This window comes from Crossiella sp. CA198 (assembly GCF_052078295.1).
GTDB lineage: Bacteria > Actinomycetota > Actinomycetes > Mycobacteriales > Pseudonocardiaceae > Crossiella.
Window position 1 is genome coordinate 92,009 of the sequence record NZ_JBQJIM010000005.1, and the last position, 16,275, is coordinate 108,283.

The following is a 16,275-nucleotide window of genomic DNA, read 5'->3' on the forward strand; positions in this document are numbered from 1 at the left end:
GGGCAGGGTGTCATCCGGTGTTCATCCAAGCCACTCCAACGAGCGAAATCCGGCCCCAAATGAAGAACGCGCCCGGACCTGGTCCGAGCGCGTTCTGCCGGTTGTCGGAGGGGGTCAGCGGCCCTGGTTGGCCACGGCCTTGATGGCGTCCTCGGCCGCGGACGGGTCGAGGTACTCGCCACCGGCCTTGACCGGCCGGAGGTCCGCGTCCAGCTCGTAGCGCAGCGGGATGCCGGTGGGGATGTTCAGCCCGGCGATGTCCTCGTCGCTGATCCCGTCGAGGTGCTTGACCAGCGCGCGCAGCGAGTTGCCGTGCGCGGCGACCAGCACGGTCTGGCCCGCGCGCAGGTCGGGCACGATCTCGCCGTCCCAGTACGGGAGCACTCTGGCGAGCACGTCCTTGAGGCATTCGGTGCGCGGCAGCGCGGCGCCGATGCCCGCGTAGCGCGGGTCGCCGTCCTGGCTGTAGGTGCTGCCCAGCTCGATCTCGGGCGGCGGCGTGTCGTAGGAACGGCGCCAGAGCTTGAACTGCTCCTCGCCGTAGGTCTCCAGGGTCTGCTTTTTGTCCTTGCCCTGCAGCGCGCCGTAGTGGCGCTCGTTGAGCCGCCAGTCCCGCTTGACCGGGATCCAGTGCCGGTCGGCGGAGTCCAGCGCGAGGTTCGCGGTGGAGATCGCCCGGCGCAGCAGCGACGTGTGCAGGATGTCCGGCCGCAGTCCGGCGTCCCTGAGCAGTTCACCGCCCCGGCGCGCCTCGCCCTCCCCCTGCTCCGACAGCGGGACGTCCACCCATCCGGTGAACAGGTTCTCGGCGTTCCAGACGCTCTGGCCGTGACGGAGCAACACCAACGTGCCTGTCATGGGCCACAGCCTGCCAGATCACCGTTCGTGGTGACGTCGCCACCGACTGCCGGTTCCAGCCCGCAGGCCAGCCGCCGCAGCAGGTCACGGGACTGCTCGGCACCCAGGCTGAGCCGCCGGAGAGTGTCGAGGACGGTCTCGTAACGATCAAGCGAACTCGGGTGCTCGAGGAACAGGCTGGCCGTCTCCAGCTCCACGTGCACCACCGGGCGGTGATCGCGGAAGGTCAGCCGGGTGAAGGCGTTCACGCTGGTCCGGGCGGCCGAGACGGTCAGCGGCAGCACCCGGATCCGGCAGCGCGCCCACTCCACCCTGCGGGCCAGCAGTTCGAGCTGGTTGCGCATCACCAGCGGGCTGCCGACCTGGGCGCGCAGCGCGGCCTCGTGGATGTAGAAGGTGGCCATGGCCAGGCTGGGCAGGATCGCCTGGCGGGCCAGCCGCGGCTTCGGATCGGCCTCCGGGCCGAGCAGCGCCCTGGCGTAGGACTCGGTCTGCAACAGCGGCGGCACCACCGCGAGGTCGTAGCTGGCCAGTGTGCAGGCGGTGGTCTCGTGCAGCAGCAGGGTGCGCAGGCTGTCGGCGAACCGGCCGGAATGCGGGCGGGCCCAGTAACCGGTGTCGGGTTCGCGGAGAATGCCGAGCAGGCGGTCGACCTCGTCGTTGGGCGTCCGGCAGTAACCGAGGAATCGGGTCACATCGCTTTCCGAGATACCGCGTTTCCCGGCCTCCAGCCGGGAGAACTTGCTGGCCGACCAATCGAAGTGGGCGATCAGCTCGCCGCGGGTGATCCCAGCCAGTTCCCGCTGGATCCGCAGGGCTTCCCCCAGTTCGCGCCGCTGCGCGGTGCTGTCCTCCTCCACCACGTGGGCAAGATATCCACACCGGAGCCGATTTCCGGCCGATTTCCGGAAAGAGTCACCCCATAGCGGAATTTCGATCTGTTTTATTGCCCAGCCGGTCTGAATTTTGCCATAGAAACCCCGATTTAAACGGATTTCCACCAGTCACGGAGGGATTCGACGGCCATTCGGTATTCCGCCGCGCGGGCCGTCATTCTGGCCACCCCGGCCGGGTCGGGCTGGTGTGCGCGGACCACCTCGGCGGTGGCCGCGGCCTCGGTCAGCCCGGCGAAGCGGCGCAGGCCGATACCGGCCAGCAGCGCCGCGCCGCGGGCCCCCGGTTCGGCGCCCGCGGTGACCTCCAGGGGCAGGTCGACCGCGTCGGCGAGCAGCTGGCTCCAGGCCGGGCTGCGCGCGCCGCCGCCGGCCAGCCGGGCCGCGCCGGTGATCGGGAAGGCCGAGCGCAGCGCGCTCAGGTGGGTGCGGTGGTTGAGCGCCACGCCCTCGCACAGCGCGCGCAGCAGGTCACCGCGGGTGTGCCAGCCGCGCAGGCCGAGGAATCCGGCGGAGGCGGCTGGCCCGTGCTCGACCGGCGCGCCGAACAGGAACGGCAGGTAGAGCGGCAGGTCGGGCCGGGTGCTGGCGGCGATCTCGGCCGCGACGAACTCGAACGGGTCCGCGCTGCCCGTCGCGGCCTCCGGGCAGAGGGTGCGGACGAACCACTCCAGGTTCGAGGAGGAGGCCGGGCTGGTGGACATGGCCAGCCAGTGGCCGGGTCGCAGGAAGGCGCGGGCCTGCCAGCGGTGGTCGAGCCGGATCTCGTCGGTGACCACCTGGTTGATGCTGAAGGTGCCCATCACGATCGACGCCGCGCCGGGGGTGACCGCGCCCATGCCGAGCGCGCCCGCGTCCACGTCGTGCGCGCCGGTGACCACCGGGGTGCCCGCGCGCAGCCCGGTCAGCCCGGCCGCGGTGGCGGTGACCCGGCCGGCGATCTCGGTGCTGCCCAGGATCGGCGGCTGTTTCCCGGCCAGTCCGGTCAGGCCGTACAGCTCGAAGGCGGCCGGGCTGTACCGGTGGGTGCGCACGTCGGTGAAGGAGGCGGATGCCTCGGTGGGGTCGGTGGCCACCTCGCCGGTCAGGCCGAGCCGGAGCCAGTCCTTGCAGAAGAGCAGCCAGCGGGTCCGGTCCAGCGCCTCGGGTTCGTTGGCCAGCAGCCAGGCCTGCACCGCGGCCGGGCTGGCCGCGAACGGGGACTGGCCGGTCAGCGGCAGCGCGGCGGCGGCCGCCCCGGAGTCCTGGTAGCCGCGGACCTGCTCGTGCGCGCGGGAGTCCATGGCCAGGATGGCCGGCCGGACCGGGCGCAGGCCGGCGTCCACCGGGTAGCAGCCGTCGTTGTGCCCGCACAGCCCGATCGCGGCGATCCGGCCGCCGTCGACGCCGGTCAGCACGGCCCGGATGGCCCGCACGCAGCCGTCCCAGACCTGGTCCAGGTCCCGTTCCACCCAGCGCGGGTGCGGGGTGGACACCGGCACCCTGGCCTGGCCGACCGCGATCTCCCGCCCGGTGTCCGCGGCCACCAGCACCGCCTTGGTGACGGTCTGCCCGGCGTCGATGCCGAGCAGCAGATCGGTCATCGCCAGCCCAGCAGGTCCGCGTTGGCCGCGCCGCGCACCCGGCCGGTCTCGGCGAACTCGGCCACCGCCTCGGCGACCAGGGCGGCGGAGGTGCGGTTGGTCTGCTCGGTGTCGCCGCCGAAGTGGGTGGTCAGGGTGACGTTGTCCAGCCGCCGCCATGGCGAGTCCGCTGGCAGCGGCTCCTCGTCGAAGACGTCCAGGCCCGCACCCGCGATCCGGCCGCCGGCCAGCGCGTCGTAGAGCGCCGCGGTGTCCACCACCCGGCTGCGGGCCACGTTGACGAAGTAGGCGCCCGGCTTGAGCAGGGCCAGTTCGCGGGCGCCGATGAACCGGTCGGTCTCCTTGTTGTGCCTGGCCTGCACCACCACGAAGTCCGCGCCAAGGAGCAGGTCGTCCAGGCTGGTCGCCCGGCGCACCCCGGATTCGGCCAGTGCCTGATCCGGCGCGTAGGGGTCGTAGGCGAGGAGTGTGCAGCCGAACCCGCCGAGCTTGCGGGCGAAGTGGCGGCCGACGTGCCCGAAGCCGATCATGCCGACCGTGCTGCCGCCCAGTTCGACCCGGCGGCCGGGGAACTCCTTGCGCCAGCCGCCGTTCTTCACCGAGGCGTCCGCGCGGGCGATGTCCCTGGATTCGGACAGGATCAGCCCGATCTGGAGTTCGGCCACCGCGGAGGCGTTGCGGCCGAAGACCGGCACCACGCCGATGCCGCGGGCGCCCGCGGCGTCCAGGTCCACGTTCTCCAGTCCGGTGCGGGCCACCGCGATCAGCCGCAGGTCCTGCGCGGCGGCCAGCAGGTCCGGGCCGACCGGGGCGAAGTGCACGCACAGCACCTCGGCCCCCGGCACCGCGGCGAGCAGCTCGGGCGGAGCGGGCACCGCGGCCGCGCCGCGCACCTCCATCAGCTGCTGGGCCTCGTGCTGATCGGCCTTGGCCCCGGCCCAGTCCGCCACCGTGACCGGGCTGCCGGGCAGCCGGGCCTCGATCTCCTCGGCGAAGGTGCCGCCGGGGATGAAGCGATCGCCCGCGATGAGGACCTTCATCGGCGCTCCTGTAGTTCGGTGGTGGTGACCAGCTCCGGTGCGACCGGGTGGTCCGGGAGTTCGGCGGTGCCCGCGGCCAGGCAGGCGCTCGCGCCCCAGGCGACCGCGCGGGCCAGCCGGGCGGCGGCCGGGCCTTCGGCGGCCAGCCAGCCCGCCAGCAGCGCGTCCCCGGCCCCGGCGGTGTTGACCACGGTGATCGGCGGGGGCACGGCGTGCATGGCGGTGCCGTCCGGCCGGACGAGCACCGCGCCCAGCTCGCCGAGGCTGATCAGCGCGGTGCCGGGGCACAGGTCCGCGGCCACCTCCGCGGCGTGATCCGGGCTGGTGACCGGTTGTCCGGCGAGTTCGGCCAGTTCCTCGGCGTTGGGTGCGACCAGGTCAGCGCCCGCGCGCACCGCCTCGGCCAGCCCTGCCCCTGAGCTGTCCACCGCGACCGCGGCTCCGGCGGCGTGCCCGGCCGCGACCAGCCGGGTGACCAGGCCCGGTGGGACGCCCGGCGGCAGCGAGCCGCAGATGGCCAGCCAGCGGGCCCGGTGTTCCCGGACGGCCTTGCCGGTGGCGGCGACGAGTTCGTCCAGTTCCCTGGCGGTCAGTTCGGGGCCGGGTTCGTTGAGCTTGGTGGTGCCCGAGCGCGAGCCGAGCACGGTGATGTTGCCGCGGATCCGTCCGGCGATGGGCACCGCGGTGAACGGCACCCGCTCGGCGAGCAGCAGCGCACGCAGCTCGGCCCCGCTCGCGCCGCCCAGCGGCAGCACCGCGGTGGAGTCGATCCCGTTGGCGCGCAGCACCCTGGTCACGTTGACGCCCTTGCCGCTGGCCTCGGTGCTGCTACCGGTGGCCCGGTGCACCTTGCCCGGCCGCAACGGGCCGGGTAACCGCAGGGTGCGGTCCAGGCTGGGGTTCGGGGTGACCGTGACGATCATGGACGCACCGCCTTCCGCAGGCTTGCGAATCTGCCCGCTCCGGCCCGGCTCGACAACTCGAACCCACCGGGTGGATCAACCGGGTGCGCCCGCCCTGGCCTTCGCGGGCGCCCGGCCGGGCAGCAGCAGCGCGGTGAGCACGGCGCCGAGCAGGGCGGCGACCGCGGCCGTCCACACCGCGGCGGCCATGCCCTCGGCGAAGGCGCGTCCGGCGGCCTCGACCAGCTCACCGGCGCGGTCCCCGGCCTGGGCGCGCACCGCCAGGGTGGCGCCGAGGGAGTCGGCCGCCTCGGCGCGCATCGCCGAGGGCAGCAGTTCGGCCGCGGAGCCCATGCCGTTGCGGTAGCCGACCGAGAGCACCGAGCCGACCAGCGCGATGCCCAGTGCCGCGCCAAGCTGCCGGACGGTGCTGTTCACCGCGGACCCGGCGGCCGCCTTGGCCGGGGGCACCACGCTCATCGCGGCCGCGGTGGCCGGGCCGAGCACACACCCGAAGGCCAGGCCGAACACGCCGAAACCCAGTTCCAGCAACCAGACCGGGGTCGACGGGGTCCAGAACGCGCTACCGGCGAAGAACAGCCCGGACACCGCGAGGCCGCCGCCGACCACCACGTTCGCGCCGAAACGCTGGGCCAGCGCGGCACTGCGGGTGGCGGCGATCACGGTGCCGACCGCGACCGGCAGGAACAGCAGACCGGTCTCCAGCGGCGAGTTGGCCCGGACCAGCTGCAGGTAGAAGACCAGCGCGAAGAAGCCGCCGGACTGCACGAAGAAGCCGATGGCCACCGCGCTGGACCCGGCGGTGAACACCGGGCTGCGGAACAGGCTCAGGTCGATGGCCGGATCCGCGATCCGCCGCTCGGCCAGCACGAACAGCACCAGCAGCAGGACCGCGCCACCCAGTGGCAGCAGCACGCCCGCGCCGAGCCAGTTCCCGGCCTCGCCGCCGTGGATGATCGCGTAGACCAGCAGGCCGATGCCGCCGATGGAGCACAGGGTGCCCAGCGGGTCGATCGCCCGGCGGCCGGGGCTGCGCGATTCCGGCACCAGCCAGGCGATCAGCGCCAGCCCGGCCAGCACCACCGGCACGTTGACCAGGAACACCGAGCCCCACCAGAAGTACTCCAGCAGCACCCCGCCGACCACCGGCCCCAGTGCCACGCCGAGCCCGGACACCCCGGACCAGATGCCGATGGCCCGCGCCCGCTCCTCCGCCGGGAACACGTGGGTGAGGATGGCCAGGCTGGTCGCGGGCATCGCGGCCGCGCCGATGCCCTTGATCGCCCGGAACAGCACCAGCTCGCCGGGACTGCTCGCGAAGGCGCACAGCGCGGAGGCGATGCCGAAGGCGAGCAGGCCGAGCAGCAGGATCCGCTTGCGCCCGAAGGCATCGGCCAGCGCGCCGGTGGCGAACAGCAGCGCGGCGAAGACCAGCGTGTAGGCGTCCACCGCCCATTGCAGCTCGGACTGGGTGGCGCCCAGCTCGGCCTGGATCCGCTGCAGCGCGACCTGGAGGATCATGGTGTCCAGCACCGGGATGAGCAGACAGATGCTCAGCACGGCGAGAATGCCCCACCGCCGCCGGTGCGTCAGCTCGTCCATGGCTGCCAGTGGGCCAGTGCGCCCGCCGCGGCACAAGGCAGCCCTCGGACTTTTGATATGCCGCCCCAAAGGGCAGGCGGATGAGCGCCGTTCAGCCCACGCGGGCCCGGCCAGTCGGGCCCTAGCTTCGAGGCAGGGGTAAGTCGTCTTCCACAGGGGGTTCCATGGCTGTGTCCACGTTCACCCGCGTCTGCGCTCCGGCGCTGGCGCTGTCCCTGCTACTGCCCGCCACACCGGCCGCCGCCGCGCCCGCGCCGGAGTCCGTGGCCTCCTTCCAGGCTTCGCACGAGGTGGGCGGCTATGAGCTGCACCGCTACGACGGCGGCTGGGTGGAGGAGATGGCGAACCCGAAGTCGCGCAATTTCAACGGTGTGGCAGGCGAGTCCCGGTTCATCGGGGCCTCGCTCGGTGGCCGCCAGGCACTGTTCCAGGTCGAGGCCCCGGCCGGGGAGACCACCCTGACGCTGGGCATCGGCGCGCCGGGGGCCACCGAACTGCGTTCCTGGCGGCAACGTTTCGGCGCGGGCGAGACACCGTTCGACCTGACCCCGGAGGGCGCGGGTGTTCTCACCGCCCAGCCGGTCGGTGAGAACCAGACCGTGCTGCGGCGTTATCCGGCGGGCCGCGCCGGGCACGGGATCGTGCTGGCCACCATGCCCAGGGCCAACACCTGGGCGGATGGGGTGACCTACCAGTACAGCGGCAACTACTACGGGCCGGGCTTCAAGCACGTCAACATCGACCTCGGGTACGGCCAGGACCGGCTCTACGGCGGCCTCGACGGCGCTCCGGCGTGGGCCCGCTACGGCGGCGCCTTCGGTCCGATCGTCACCCCGGACGGCGCGACCGCGGACCGGATCCTGTTGAGTTCCAGCGGAATCGCGGTCGTGCGCACGCCCAAGAGCTTCTGGCGGATCAGCGCGGGCCGGGTGGAACCGTTGGCGGCGGAGCTGTTCGGCCCGGATCGCGGCAGCCGGGTCTTCGGCGAGCAGTTCCACGGCAACCACCACTACTCGGCGCTGTCCGTCCGGGGCGACAAGATCGCCTACGCCACGCCCCCGGACACCATGCCGGGTTACGAGGCGCTCGGCGTGCTGGATCTGCGCTCCGGCAAGCACTCCCGGTTCATCCTGCCGCCCAACGCCGAGACCTTCCCCTTCGCCCCGGTCATCCTGGGCTCGGTGGCCTGGTCCTGGCGGGATGACTCGGTCTATGTGATGCGGCACAACCAGTTCCTGAGCCCGCACCAGCCGCGGATGCTGACCGTGCAGTCGGTGCGGATCGACGACGGCTCGGTGCGGACCCAGTGGCCCATCGGCGGACGCAGCGTGGCCGGCTGGGGCGGTCCTCGGCTGCTCGGTTCCGACGTGCACCCCTGATGGGCCGGGGCTGACCCCGGCCCGTCAGGGTCGGCGTCAGCCCCGCTCGCGGGCGCGCAGGTCCTTGCGCAGGTACTTCGCAAATCGGACCGATACCGTCATGAGCTGCACAGATAGGCCCATCCGGATGGTTCGGACTGGAGGCTGTTCCGTGTCTGTTCCGTACTCGCCCCCTAGGACGTCAAGGGCGTGCGCTCCCTGGGGCAGGCCCCCGGCCTGACCGCGCATGCCCGTTTAGAGGTCGCAGAGGCTCCGGAGTCCAGGGTGGATCTCCGATCCATCGGCAGGGCCGACGCGTCAGCGCCCTTGACTCTGGAGGGGCGGCCTCGCAGGATGCACGCCCTTGACGTCCCCCAAGACCGGTGCCCTCAACCACTCGGCTACGGAACCCGGCTTCCCGTTGGCAAGCCTGTGGTCAACCCGTGTGCGAAGCATTGGGTTGTCCATGGGCGCGGCAGCCGAGCGCCCCAGCCCCGAGATATGCCGGCCGCCCTCGCGCTCGTACCGACTTCACCACCGCGGTTCCCTGTGGGGGACGCTCGGCCTCCTCCCTGCCGCGGGACGGTGCCCCATGCCTCGGCGGAGCGCCCGCGGACCGTTAGGTCCGCTTGGGCGCTCCGCACAACATCGGGGGCTCCGTCTTCCGCGGCAGGATGAGCACCAGGCCGAGCGGCCCCCGCAGGGGGCCGCCTTGAACAAGAAAAGAAACTCTGAACGCGGCGGCACCGTGGCCCCGTGTCGTGGTCCGGCGGGGCCGTTGGTGGCAGACTGGGTGGTAAGGGATGGAGGTGGTGAGGATGGCCAGTGCCGAGTTCGCTTCGCATGAGGGCCTGGAAGGGCCTGCCCTGCTTGACGCGCTGTTCCGGGAGAAGGACGTTCAGCCAATCCGTTCCGTTGACGACCTGGCGTGCGAGGGCATCTTCGAGACGGACGCGGAGTTGGCCGAGTTCCTGACCTGGATCCGGGCCGAGCGGAACGCGAATCTCGCCTGATCATGGACGCGGTCGTTCTCGACACTGATGTCGCATCGTTGATCTTCAAACGTGAGCTGTCGGCCGCGACGGCTGCGGGGCTTGCTGGCTACCGGCCGTGCATCACGTTCGTGACCCTGGCCGAACTGACCAAGTGGGTTGAGCTGCGCTCATGGGGGCCACGGCGACGTGATCAGCTGGCGCTCTGGCTGAAGCCGATGGTGGTCCTTCCGGGTACCCCGCTGGTCGCGCGGAAGTGGGGCGAGATCTCGGCTGCCGCGGTGAAGCGCGGTCGGCCTCGGCCGCAGAACGACACCTGGATCGCGGCGGCCTGCCTGGCCTACGAGGTGCCGTTGGCGACGTTGAACGTGAAGGACTTCGCCGACTTCGTCGAGCACGAAGGGCTTGAGCTGGTCGGCCGCTGAAGACCGCGACCGACCAGCAGCCGGTTCAGGTCCGGGAACTCATCGCTGGCATGAGTGCGCCGGAGACGTCCAGGAACTCCCGGACAGACGGTGATCCGCTGTGGTCCCGCATCCGCACCCGCAGATCGGTGACCGCCTCGACGGACCGGGACGACTTCACCGTGGCGGCCAGCTTCGCGGCAGCCAGGCCGGCGGACGCGGCTGCGGTCAGGTCGTGATCGTCCAGAGCGGCACGAGCAAGGGCGGCCTGGGCGAGCGACCCGCGGCGAGCACGGTTCTGCCGCTCCGAATCGGCGACGGACAGGCGGGCGCACTGGGCGGCTTCGTTGGGCTGCTGAAGGTCCCGGAAGGCGTGCGCGTACTCACCGTTGAGGTAGGCGACGTCGATGAAGCGCGCCCACTCGGGCTCGTTGTCGGGGTCGATGTTCTCGAACGCCTTCTCCGACAGGTGCACGTTGAGCACGGCGGCCTTCCCATCGCCCATGGCCGCCTCGGCTCGGGCCTGGAGGGCGTAGAGGTCGGCGAGGCAGGCCGGTGAGTACCCGTTCTGCAACCCGGCGCGGCCAGCTCGGGCGAGCTGCACACCTTGGTCCGGGTGGCCGGTCAGCGTGGCCTGGTCGGAGAGACCGGCCAACACGTGGGCGCCCAACTCCGTGTTCTTGGCGGCTTGGGCAAGCCGGAGCGACTGGATGAGGTACCGCTGTGCGATGGCGTGTTCGCCGTTGTCGAAAGCCATCCAGCCCAGCAAGTAGAGCTGTTCTGCTGCGGCCTCGAACAGGGCGCGTCCGGCCTCGGTGTCCGGGTCGTTCGACCGGAGCAGCGGGACAACGTGTTCGGTCAGGTAGGCGGCGAGTTGGGCACGGGCGTGGCCCCCGCCACGCATGACGTCCAACTCCTGGAAGACGCTGAAGGTCCTGCGGATCGCGTCAACCTGCTCGGTGCTGATCATGCCGGTACCGGTCCGGCCGCGGGCCGCGTCGATCTCGTCCAACGTGGCCAGCAGCCAGTCACGGCTAGGTGCGACTGATGCCGCGACGGCGAACGCAGCGCTGGTGAGAAACCGCCTTCGCTCCATGTCGTGCCTCCCTAGCTCGGCTACCACATCCACGGTAGTAGGCAGAGAGGCCGCATAGGTAAGTCCAAGCTGGGCAAGAGTTTTCTGTTGATCGTCAACGGCGTCATCGGTGGCGTCGCCGCTCGTCGGACCTCGGAACCAACGCAGCCGCACCGGCATGTGCAGTGCGTCACACCATCGTTCAAGCCGATCTAGGTCGGTCTCTGGCTGGGCATTTCGCTCGACCACGCTCAGGTGCCCCTGGGTCAGACCCAGCCATCCGGCAACTGTCGCCTGGGTCAGCACAGGCTGGTGCGCCTGCCGGTAGGCGTGGATGAGCTGGCCGATATGCCGCGCGTGCGCCGCGTCCTGGATAGCTGGCTGATTCCAGAACTCGGCGGGCATCGTGGGCGCGGTTCCACGCTGGATCGCGGCCGAAGCACACGGGCTGCACTGCGTTCCCCGGTGATCTCGCGCAAGCAGAGCCGTACAAGTCCGGCAACGCTTGCGAACGGTGCTCACCCGGCCCCCTCGACGTTTCCCGTCTGACCTGATCAAACCCAGTGTAGCTGCTCCACTACCGGCTGATCTGCGGGTATTGGTGGCACCAATACCCGCATCGCAAGTTGATATTGGTTGGCCCCCATTTCGCCGTCACCGTGGTTGTTGGTGAGACCGCTGTTGATCGGAGGACGGGATGGGGTTCTACGTACTGGTTCAGCCGGAGGAGGATGCTTCGGCCGAGATGGTCGAACACGCGACTGGACATCCATCGCTGGTCGCCGATGACGGACATTCTCGGATCGCGATTCAGGTCGCCGGTCGTGCGGGCGGCCTTGAACTAGCCGCCAACTTCGCGCGGCAGCTCGCCGTTGCCGCAGCCGCGTTTGCGGATCGCTGCGACTCGTTGGCGAGCCGGGCTCTCCCCGCTGGACCGCGGCACGCGATCCGCGAGACCTCGGAGCGGGGTGACCAGCAGTGACTGGAGACTTCCTCAAGGGGCCAGATCAGCCGATCCGCGTTGTCCGGCTGACCGCGAGTGCGCACGTAACTGCTTGGGGCGACACCGATACCCGGCATGTCATGGTCGAGGTCGGCACCGCGCAAGGGCCGGTGCTGTTCTGCCTGACAGTGGCTGGCCTGGCTCGCTTCCGGGATGTCGTGGCCAGGGCGGAACGAGAACTCACGCCGGCCTCCGACCCAGCGGCGGAGCCACAGGCAAATCAGCCCAGGGGAACGGGCGAGAACTCCGCGGGCGGCGCAAGGCCCCACGAAGTGTGACAGGCGCATTGGAGGTGCCAGATGTACCAAATCGTCTTCGAAGTGCTCATTGGTGCCGCAGTCGGCCTGCTGCTCGCGTGGGCCTGGTCGGCGCTGTGGGACCGCCTATGAGACGCGAAGTAGGACACCGGACCACATCGATTCGCACCGCACATAAGAGGGGAGCCTGAGACATGCGGGACAACACGGCGCTTACCCCTGCGGAGTGGCGAGAACTGTACGCACTGGCGAAGGGCCTGTCAGAGAAGATCGCCGCTGTCGAGGACCGGTTGATCAAGGTCGAGCAGCGGCTCACTTCTCGTCGGCCAACTGCTCCTCGACGGCGGCAAGCCGGTCACTGAGGGCGTCCACCGTTCCCTTGAGAGAACGGAACAACTCCAGAACGTCACGGCCGGACGGATCGTCGACAACGTCAGCAGCGCCATCCAGAACGAAGGCTCCCTGCCCCTGGCGGACGACGATCCGTCCTTCCTCTGTTAGCACCCCAAGCGCCTGACGGGCGGTGTTGCCCGCGATGTCGTACTTGGTCATGAGCTGGCTCAGCGAGGGAAGCTGATCACCGGCCTTGAGCACCCCGGCAGTGATCTTTTGGCGCAGATCATCTGCAACCTGACGGTAGGCAGGCCGCGGGTCTGACCGGTCGATCGACATGCCGAAACTCTATCGCTACAGCAGCAATAGCTGAAAGTCACCCGTTCGGACTTGACACTGTCTCAGCTCTATCAGCTACAGTAGTATCAGTTGATAGAGCTGGGGCCCTCCCGGGCCGGACCCAAGGAGACGACATGGCACTTCAGGACCTGCCCGTGAACTTCGGCGGCCACCGCCTGATGATCACCGAGTCCCCCACCGTGAAGATGAAGGAACTCGACAACGGCGTCATGACCCCCGTGGTCGACCGCCGGACCGGGATCGAGCAGTACACCGTGATCCTGTTCGCCAAGCCCCGCCCGGCCGAGGGCCGCCGCACCGCCAAGGGCGAAGAGATCAAGGTCAACCTCCCCGGTGACCCCGGTCCCGGGTTCGAGGAAGGCTCCTACGTCGAGCTGGTCAACGCCGTGGTCAACACCTACGAGATGCGCAACGAGAACGGCGCGATCACCGCCTCCGGCCTGTGGTTCAAGGCCGACGGCCTCAAGCCGGTCAGCCGCTCCGGCGAACTCCCCACCGCGGCCTGATCCACCCCCTGCCCAACCTCCTGCAGATTTCTAGTTTCTAAGCCGAGCACGCGGGCTGTTCGTTCTTTGAGAATTACACAGTGAGTCGAGCCATGCCTAAATCCGGTGCCAATAGGTGCACCGGAAATGTAGGTGATCCCCGGTTTGGCAGCCATCCTGACCGGGGTTCGCCTAGGTTTCCGCATCACAGACAGGAACACTGCCATGAACACAGACACTCGACCTTCAGTGGAACCCGTGGACGCTGATTACGCAATGGCATACGCACACGGGGTCCTTTCAGCCGGGCTGTCGCACCTTGCCCGAGACTGGAAAACACTGTCGGATGCCGCCAGTAGAAAGCGTTTTGAGCACAACCTCCACCGGTACAACACCATCGCATCCATGACGCTGGAAGAGCTTCAGCAATGGGTAGCCGAACACCAGGGCCCGTCATGACCGATGCCGAGGTTGACCTGTTCGGAAACCCTGTGACCAGCACATCTGCGGACAGGCCGGCGGTTGCAGAACCGGTCAATGATCTGGCTGCGGTCGTGAAGGTGCTGGACCGGGCCGCTGGCGCGCTGGGATACGCCGTGGTCGGCCGGAACAACCGGGTCCAGCGCTACTGCGGGAAGCAGCTCACCACCTGGCCGGTGACCGGCTGGGAAGCCGCGGTGATCGCGCAACTCCTCCACAGTGGCGTGCTCACCCTCGGCGCACCCCGGGTGCTGACCTGCGGCGCGGTGACCAGCAAGGGCAGTCCGGTGCTGGTCCCCGGCTCCACCCGCCGGAAGCTCACGAAATGGGAAGAAGAACTGAAACGCAACCCCCACGCACACGGTCAACACCCCACACCCGATAAACGAACGTCACGAAAGGGAAGGTCATAGTGCAGGTAGCAGCAGTCAACGCCCACGCACGTAAGCGCTACGGCGAGTTCGTCCAGGCACTCGATTTCGCATTCGAGCAACTCGGCGAACTGAAGAAGATGATTGACAAGATGCGCCCCCGAACCAGAGTCCAGGGCGCATGGCGTAACGCAACCCCGGACGAACTCAAGGGAATGTACAAGAAAGCGTGCGCCGACCTGGAAGCACTGCGGGCACACGCCATGCAGTACGAGTCGGAACTGATCTCCCGCGATTGGAGGGTCTAGCCCATGTCCCACCAGCTTGACATCCGACTCGGAGACGTCGACAAGGCAATGAAGACGCTGCGGAACGCGATCACCGGCATTCCGGTGCGGCGAGCGAAGTTCAAGGCGCTCCACGATGACTTCGCCCGCGCGGTGGCCACGCTGACCGTGTCCACCTCCTACGCGCGCAGCCAACTCCCCAAGTAGCACCCACCTTTTCCCGGTAGCGGCCGATCGTCACGGAATTCCCGTGGTGGTCGGCCGCTGTCTTTCCCCCACCCAGAAAGGGCACACGTCATGTTCGGTGAGCGGACCGCCGTCGCGGCCGGTCTCTTCGTGCTGTTCGCGGTGCTGTCCGCATCGCTGTTCTCCCCCACCCTCGCCCCCGTGTTGGGCCTGGTGGTCCTGCTGTTGATCGCCGCGGGAACCACCCGCGCCCGGAAGGTCAGGTGACCCATGAGAAAGAAGACCGAGAACACCAAACGCGCCCCCGGCAAGGAGTTTCAGGGGCTGGTGTGGCTGGCCCGTCACCCGGGCATGCTGGCCGCCCCGAGTGCGGCCGTGGCCTCCTGCGCCCACTTCGGCTATACCCCCACCGGCATCGCCGCGGGCGCCCTCATCCTGGGCACCACCGGGTGGTGCCGAGCACACCCCGGCTCCTTCGACGCCTACGCCGCGCCGGTGCTGCGGGCCTGGCGGCGTCGCTGGCTCGGACCGTTCCTGGGTCGGCGGTGGCGGGATCTGATGGATGCCTGTGACCTGTCCAAGGAGCACCGCCGGACCGGCGCGACCCTCTACCCGCGCATCGTCCGGGTGCGCTCCTACACCGCCTCGGTCGACACCGCCTACGTGCGGATCGTCAAGGGCCAGGCCCCCAGTGACTTCAAGGCCAAGTTGGAGCACCTGGCCGAGGGCCTCAAAGCGGTGCGAGTGGCGCTGCAGCACGTCGAACCTGGCCTGCTGGCGCTGATCATCCAGCGCAACGAACCCTTCACCCACCCGATCCCGGCCCCGGACATGCCCCGGGACTCCGCGGATGTGGACCTGGCCGCGTTGCTGGTCGGGGAGGATGAGTTCGGGGAGGACTTCTACCAGCCGGTGGACGGCACGCACTCCCTCAACGGCGGTGCGACCGGCGCGGGCAAGAACAGCATTGCCGCGGCGAAGCTGCGGTCCATGGCCCCGATGATCCGGGACGGCCTGGTCCGGCTGTGGGTGTGTGACCCGAAGCAGCTGGAGTTCGCCTGGTTGCGGGAACTGGTCGGCCCCGGCCGCTACGCCGACAACCCCGATGACTGCGCCGACCTGTTGGAAGCCTTCGTCAAGGATATGGAGAAGGCCCAGGCCCGGATGCAGCGCGGGAAGCTGCGTTCGGTGCCGGTCAGCGCGGAGTTCCCGCTCAACTACCTCATCGTGGATGAGATCGGGACCCTGATCGCCTACAACCCGTCCCGGGCAAGGGAGATCACCGGCTACCTGGCCCAGATCACTTCCATGGGCAGGGCCACCCACCACTCCGTGGACGCCTTCGTCCAGGAACCCTCCAAGGACGTGGTCGAGATCCGGGACCTGTTCCCCAACCGGGTCTGTCTGCGGGTGACCTCCGAGACCCACCCGGACATGCTCCTTGGTTCGGATGCCCGTGCCCGCGGTGCCATCGCCGACGCCATCCCGGCGTTGAAGGAGTACGCGGGGATCGGCTTCTACGTCGATGAGCGCACCCGCACCCCGATCCGGGTGCGCTTCGCCTACACCTCCGATGCCGAGCTTGACGAGCTGGTGGCCTTCATCCGCTCCGGCACCCAGCTCCGGGCGGTGTCCTGATGACCGGCGGCCTGTGCCCGTGGTGCGGGAACCCGTTGCCGGACAACGTCTCGGTCTGCCCTAGCTGCACCGCCCGCCTGACCCGCTGACCCGCGCACCCGCCCCAACCCCGCATGCCCTCTCTGGGAGGTTTCCTATGTCTGCCAA

Annotated in this window: 19 protein-coding genes; 11 read left to right on the forward strand and 8 right to left on the reverse strand. The window is 69.5% G+C overall.

Features of this window, described 5'->3' with window-relative positions; all coding sequences use genetic code 11:
- Positions 1–114: 114 nt before the first annotated feature.
- The 6 genes from ACTOWY_RS09370 to ACTOWY_RS09395 form a co-directional block, all read right to left on the reverse strand.
- Positions 115–858, reverse strand: a complete 744-nt coding sequence (locus ACTOWY_RS09370; RefSeq protein ID WP_441309205.1) for a phosphoglyceromutase — start codon at positions 856–858, stop codon at positions 115–117.
- Entirely contained in the window at positions 855–1,721 is an 867-nt protein-coding gene (locus ACTOWY_RS09375) for a helix-turn-helix domain-containing protein (protein WP_441309206.1), read from the reverse strand. The genes ACTOWY_RS09370 and ACTOWY_RS09375 overlap by 4 nt, the downstream gene beginning before the upstream one ends.
- Positions 1,722–1,843: 122 nt before the next feature.
- Positions 1,844–3,334 (reverse strand): FGGY-family carbohydrate kinase, encoded by a 1,491-nt coding sequence (locus ACTOWY_RS09380; RefSeq protein WP_441309207.1) that lies wholly within the window; start codon positions 3,332–3,334, stop codon positions 1,844–1,846.
- Positions 3,331–4,374: an NAD(P)-dependent oxidoreductase gene (locus ACTOWY_RS09385; RefSeq protein ID WP_441309208.1), complete on the reverse strand. Its 1,044-nt coding sequence runs from the start codon at positions 4,372–4,374 to the stop codon at positions 3,331–3,333. Before ACTOWY_RS09385 ends, ACTOWY_RS09380 begins: the two co-directional genes overlap by 4 nt.
- The gene (locus ACTOWY_RS09390) at positions 4,371–5,297 is read right to left on the reverse strand and encodes a 1-phosphofructokinase family hexose kinase (RefSeq protein ID WP_441309209.1); all 927 of its coding nucleotides are present in this window, start codon (positions 5,295–5,297) and stop codon (positions 4,371–4,373) included. Before ACTOWY_RS09390 ends, ACTOWY_RS09385 begins: the two co-directional genes overlap by 4 nt.
- A 75-nt stretch (positions 5,298–5,372) precedes the next feature.
- Positions 5,373–6,899 (reverse strand): MFS transporter, encoded by a 1,527-nt coding sequence (locus ACTOWY_RS09395; RefSeq protein ID WP_441309210.1) that lies wholly within the window; start codon positions 6,897–6,899, stop codon positions 5,373–5,375.
- Between the two features lie 164 nt (positions 6,900–7,063).
- On the opposite strand from ACTOWY_RS09395, the gene ACTOWY_RS09400 reads away from it, so the two are divergent.
- The 3 genes from ACTOWY_RS09400 (at position 7,064) to ACTOWY_RS09410 (ending at position 9,674) form a co-directional block, all read left to right on the forward strand.
- Positions 7,064–8,278 carry a hypothetical protein gene (locus ACTOWY_RS09400; RefSeq protein ID WP_441309211.1) on the forward strand — a complete coding sequence of 405 codons (1,215 nt, stop codon included), beginning with the start codon at positions 7,064–7,066 and terminating at the stop codon, positions 8,276–8,278.
- Between the two features lie 797 nt (positions 8,279–9,075).
- Positions 9,076–9,270: a hypothetical protein gene (locus tag ACTOWY_RS09405; protein ID WP_441309212.1), complete on the forward strand. Its 195-nt coding sequence runs from the start codon at positions 9,076–9,078 to the stop codon at positions 9,268–9,270.
- Between the two features lie 2 nt (positions 9,271–9,272).
- Complete coding sequence (locus ACTOWY_RS09410; protein ID WP_441309213.1) at positions 9,273–9,674, forward strand: type II toxin-antitoxin system VapC family toxin; 402 nt, start codon at positions 9,273–9,275, stop codon at positions 9,672–9,674.
- 25 nt (positions 9,675–9,699) lie between these two features.
- On the opposite strand, the gene ACTOWY_RS09415 is transcribed toward ACTOWY_RS09410, so the two are convergent.
- On the reverse strand, positions 9,700–11,133 hold the full coding sequence (locus ACTOWY_RS09415) for a helix-turn-helix domain-containing protein (RefSeq protein ID WP_441309214.1): 1,434 nt from the start codon (positions 11,131–11,133) through the stop codon (positions 9,700–9,702).
- Between the two features lie 292 nt (positions 11,134–11,425).
- Between ACTOWY_RS09415 and ACTOWY_RS09420 the strand changes: the two genes are divergently transcribed.
- On the forward strand, positions 11,426–11,710 hold the full coding sequence (locus tag ACTOWY_RS09420) for a hypothetical protein (protein ID WP_441309215.1): 285 nt from the start codon (positions 11,426–11,428) through the stop codon (positions 11,708–11,710).
- Between the two features lie 590 nt (positions 11,711–12,300).
- Here the strand turns inward: ACTOWY_RS09420 and ACTOWY_RS09425 are convergent.
- The gene (locus ACTOWY_RS09425) at positions 12,301–12,660 is read right to left on the reverse strand and encodes a GntR family transcriptional regulator (protein ID WP_441309216.1); all 360 of its coding nucleotides are present in this window, start codon (positions 12,658–12,660) and stop codon (positions 12,301–12,303) included.
- Positions 12,661–12,794: 134 nt separating this feature from the next.
- On the opposite strand from ACTOWY_RS09425, the gene ACTOWY_RS09430 reads away from it, so the two are divergent.
- The 7 genes from ACTOWY_RS09430 (at position 12,795) to ACTOWY_RS09460 (ending at position 16,217) form a co-directional block, all read left to right on the forward strand.
- A complete protein-coding gene (locus tag ACTOWY_RS09430) occupies positions 12,795–13,187 on the forward strand; it encodes a hypothetical protein (protein ID WP_441309217.1) in 393 nt (130 codons plus the stop codon).
- Between the two features lie 434 nt (positions 13,188–13,621).
- On the forward strand, positions 13,622–14,059 hold the full coding sequence (locus tag ACTOWY_RS09435; protein ID WP_441309218.1) for a hypothetical protein: 438 nt from the start codon (positions 13,622–13,624) through the stop codon (positions 14,057–14,059).
- Complete coding sequence (locus ACTOWY_RS09440) at positions 14,059–14,325, forward strand: hypothetical protein (RefSeq protein WP_441309219.1); 267 nt, start codon at positions 14,059–14,061, stop codon at positions 14,323–14,325. Before ACTOWY_RS09435 ends, ACTOWY_RS09440 begins: the two co-directional genes overlap by 1 nt.
- Positions 14,326–14,328: 3 nt before the next feature.
- The gene (locus tag ACTOWY_RS09445; protein ID WP_441309220.1) at positions 14,329–14,511 is read left to right on the forward strand and encodes a hypothetical protein; all 183 of its coding nucleotides are present in this window, start codon (positions 14,329–14,331) and stop codon (positions 14,509–14,511) included.
- A 90-nt stretch (positions 14,512–14,601) separates the two neighbouring features.
- Positions 14,602–14,757: a hypothetical protein gene (locus tag ACTOWY_RS09450; RefSeq protein ID WP_441309221.1), complete on the forward strand. Its 156-nt coding sequence runs from the start codon at positions 14,602–14,604 to the stop codon at positions 14,755–14,757.
- 3 nt (positions 14,758–14,760) lie between these two features.
- Positions 14,761–16,128, forward strand: coding sequence for an FtsK/SpoIIIE domain-containing protein (locus ACTOWY_RS09455; RefSeq protein ID WP_441309222.1), 1,368 nt, complete (start codon positions 14,761–14,763; stop codon positions 16,126–16,128).
- Positions 16,128–16,217, forward strand: a complete 90-nt coding sequence (locus ACTOWY_RS09460; protein ID WP_441309223.1) for a zinc-ribbon domain-containing protein — start codon at positions 16,128–16,130, stop codon at positions 16,215–16,217. The genes ACTOWY_RS09455 and ACTOWY_RS09460 overlap by 1 nt, the downstream gene beginning before the upstream one ends.
- Positions 16,218–16,275 lie beyond the last annotated feature (58 nt).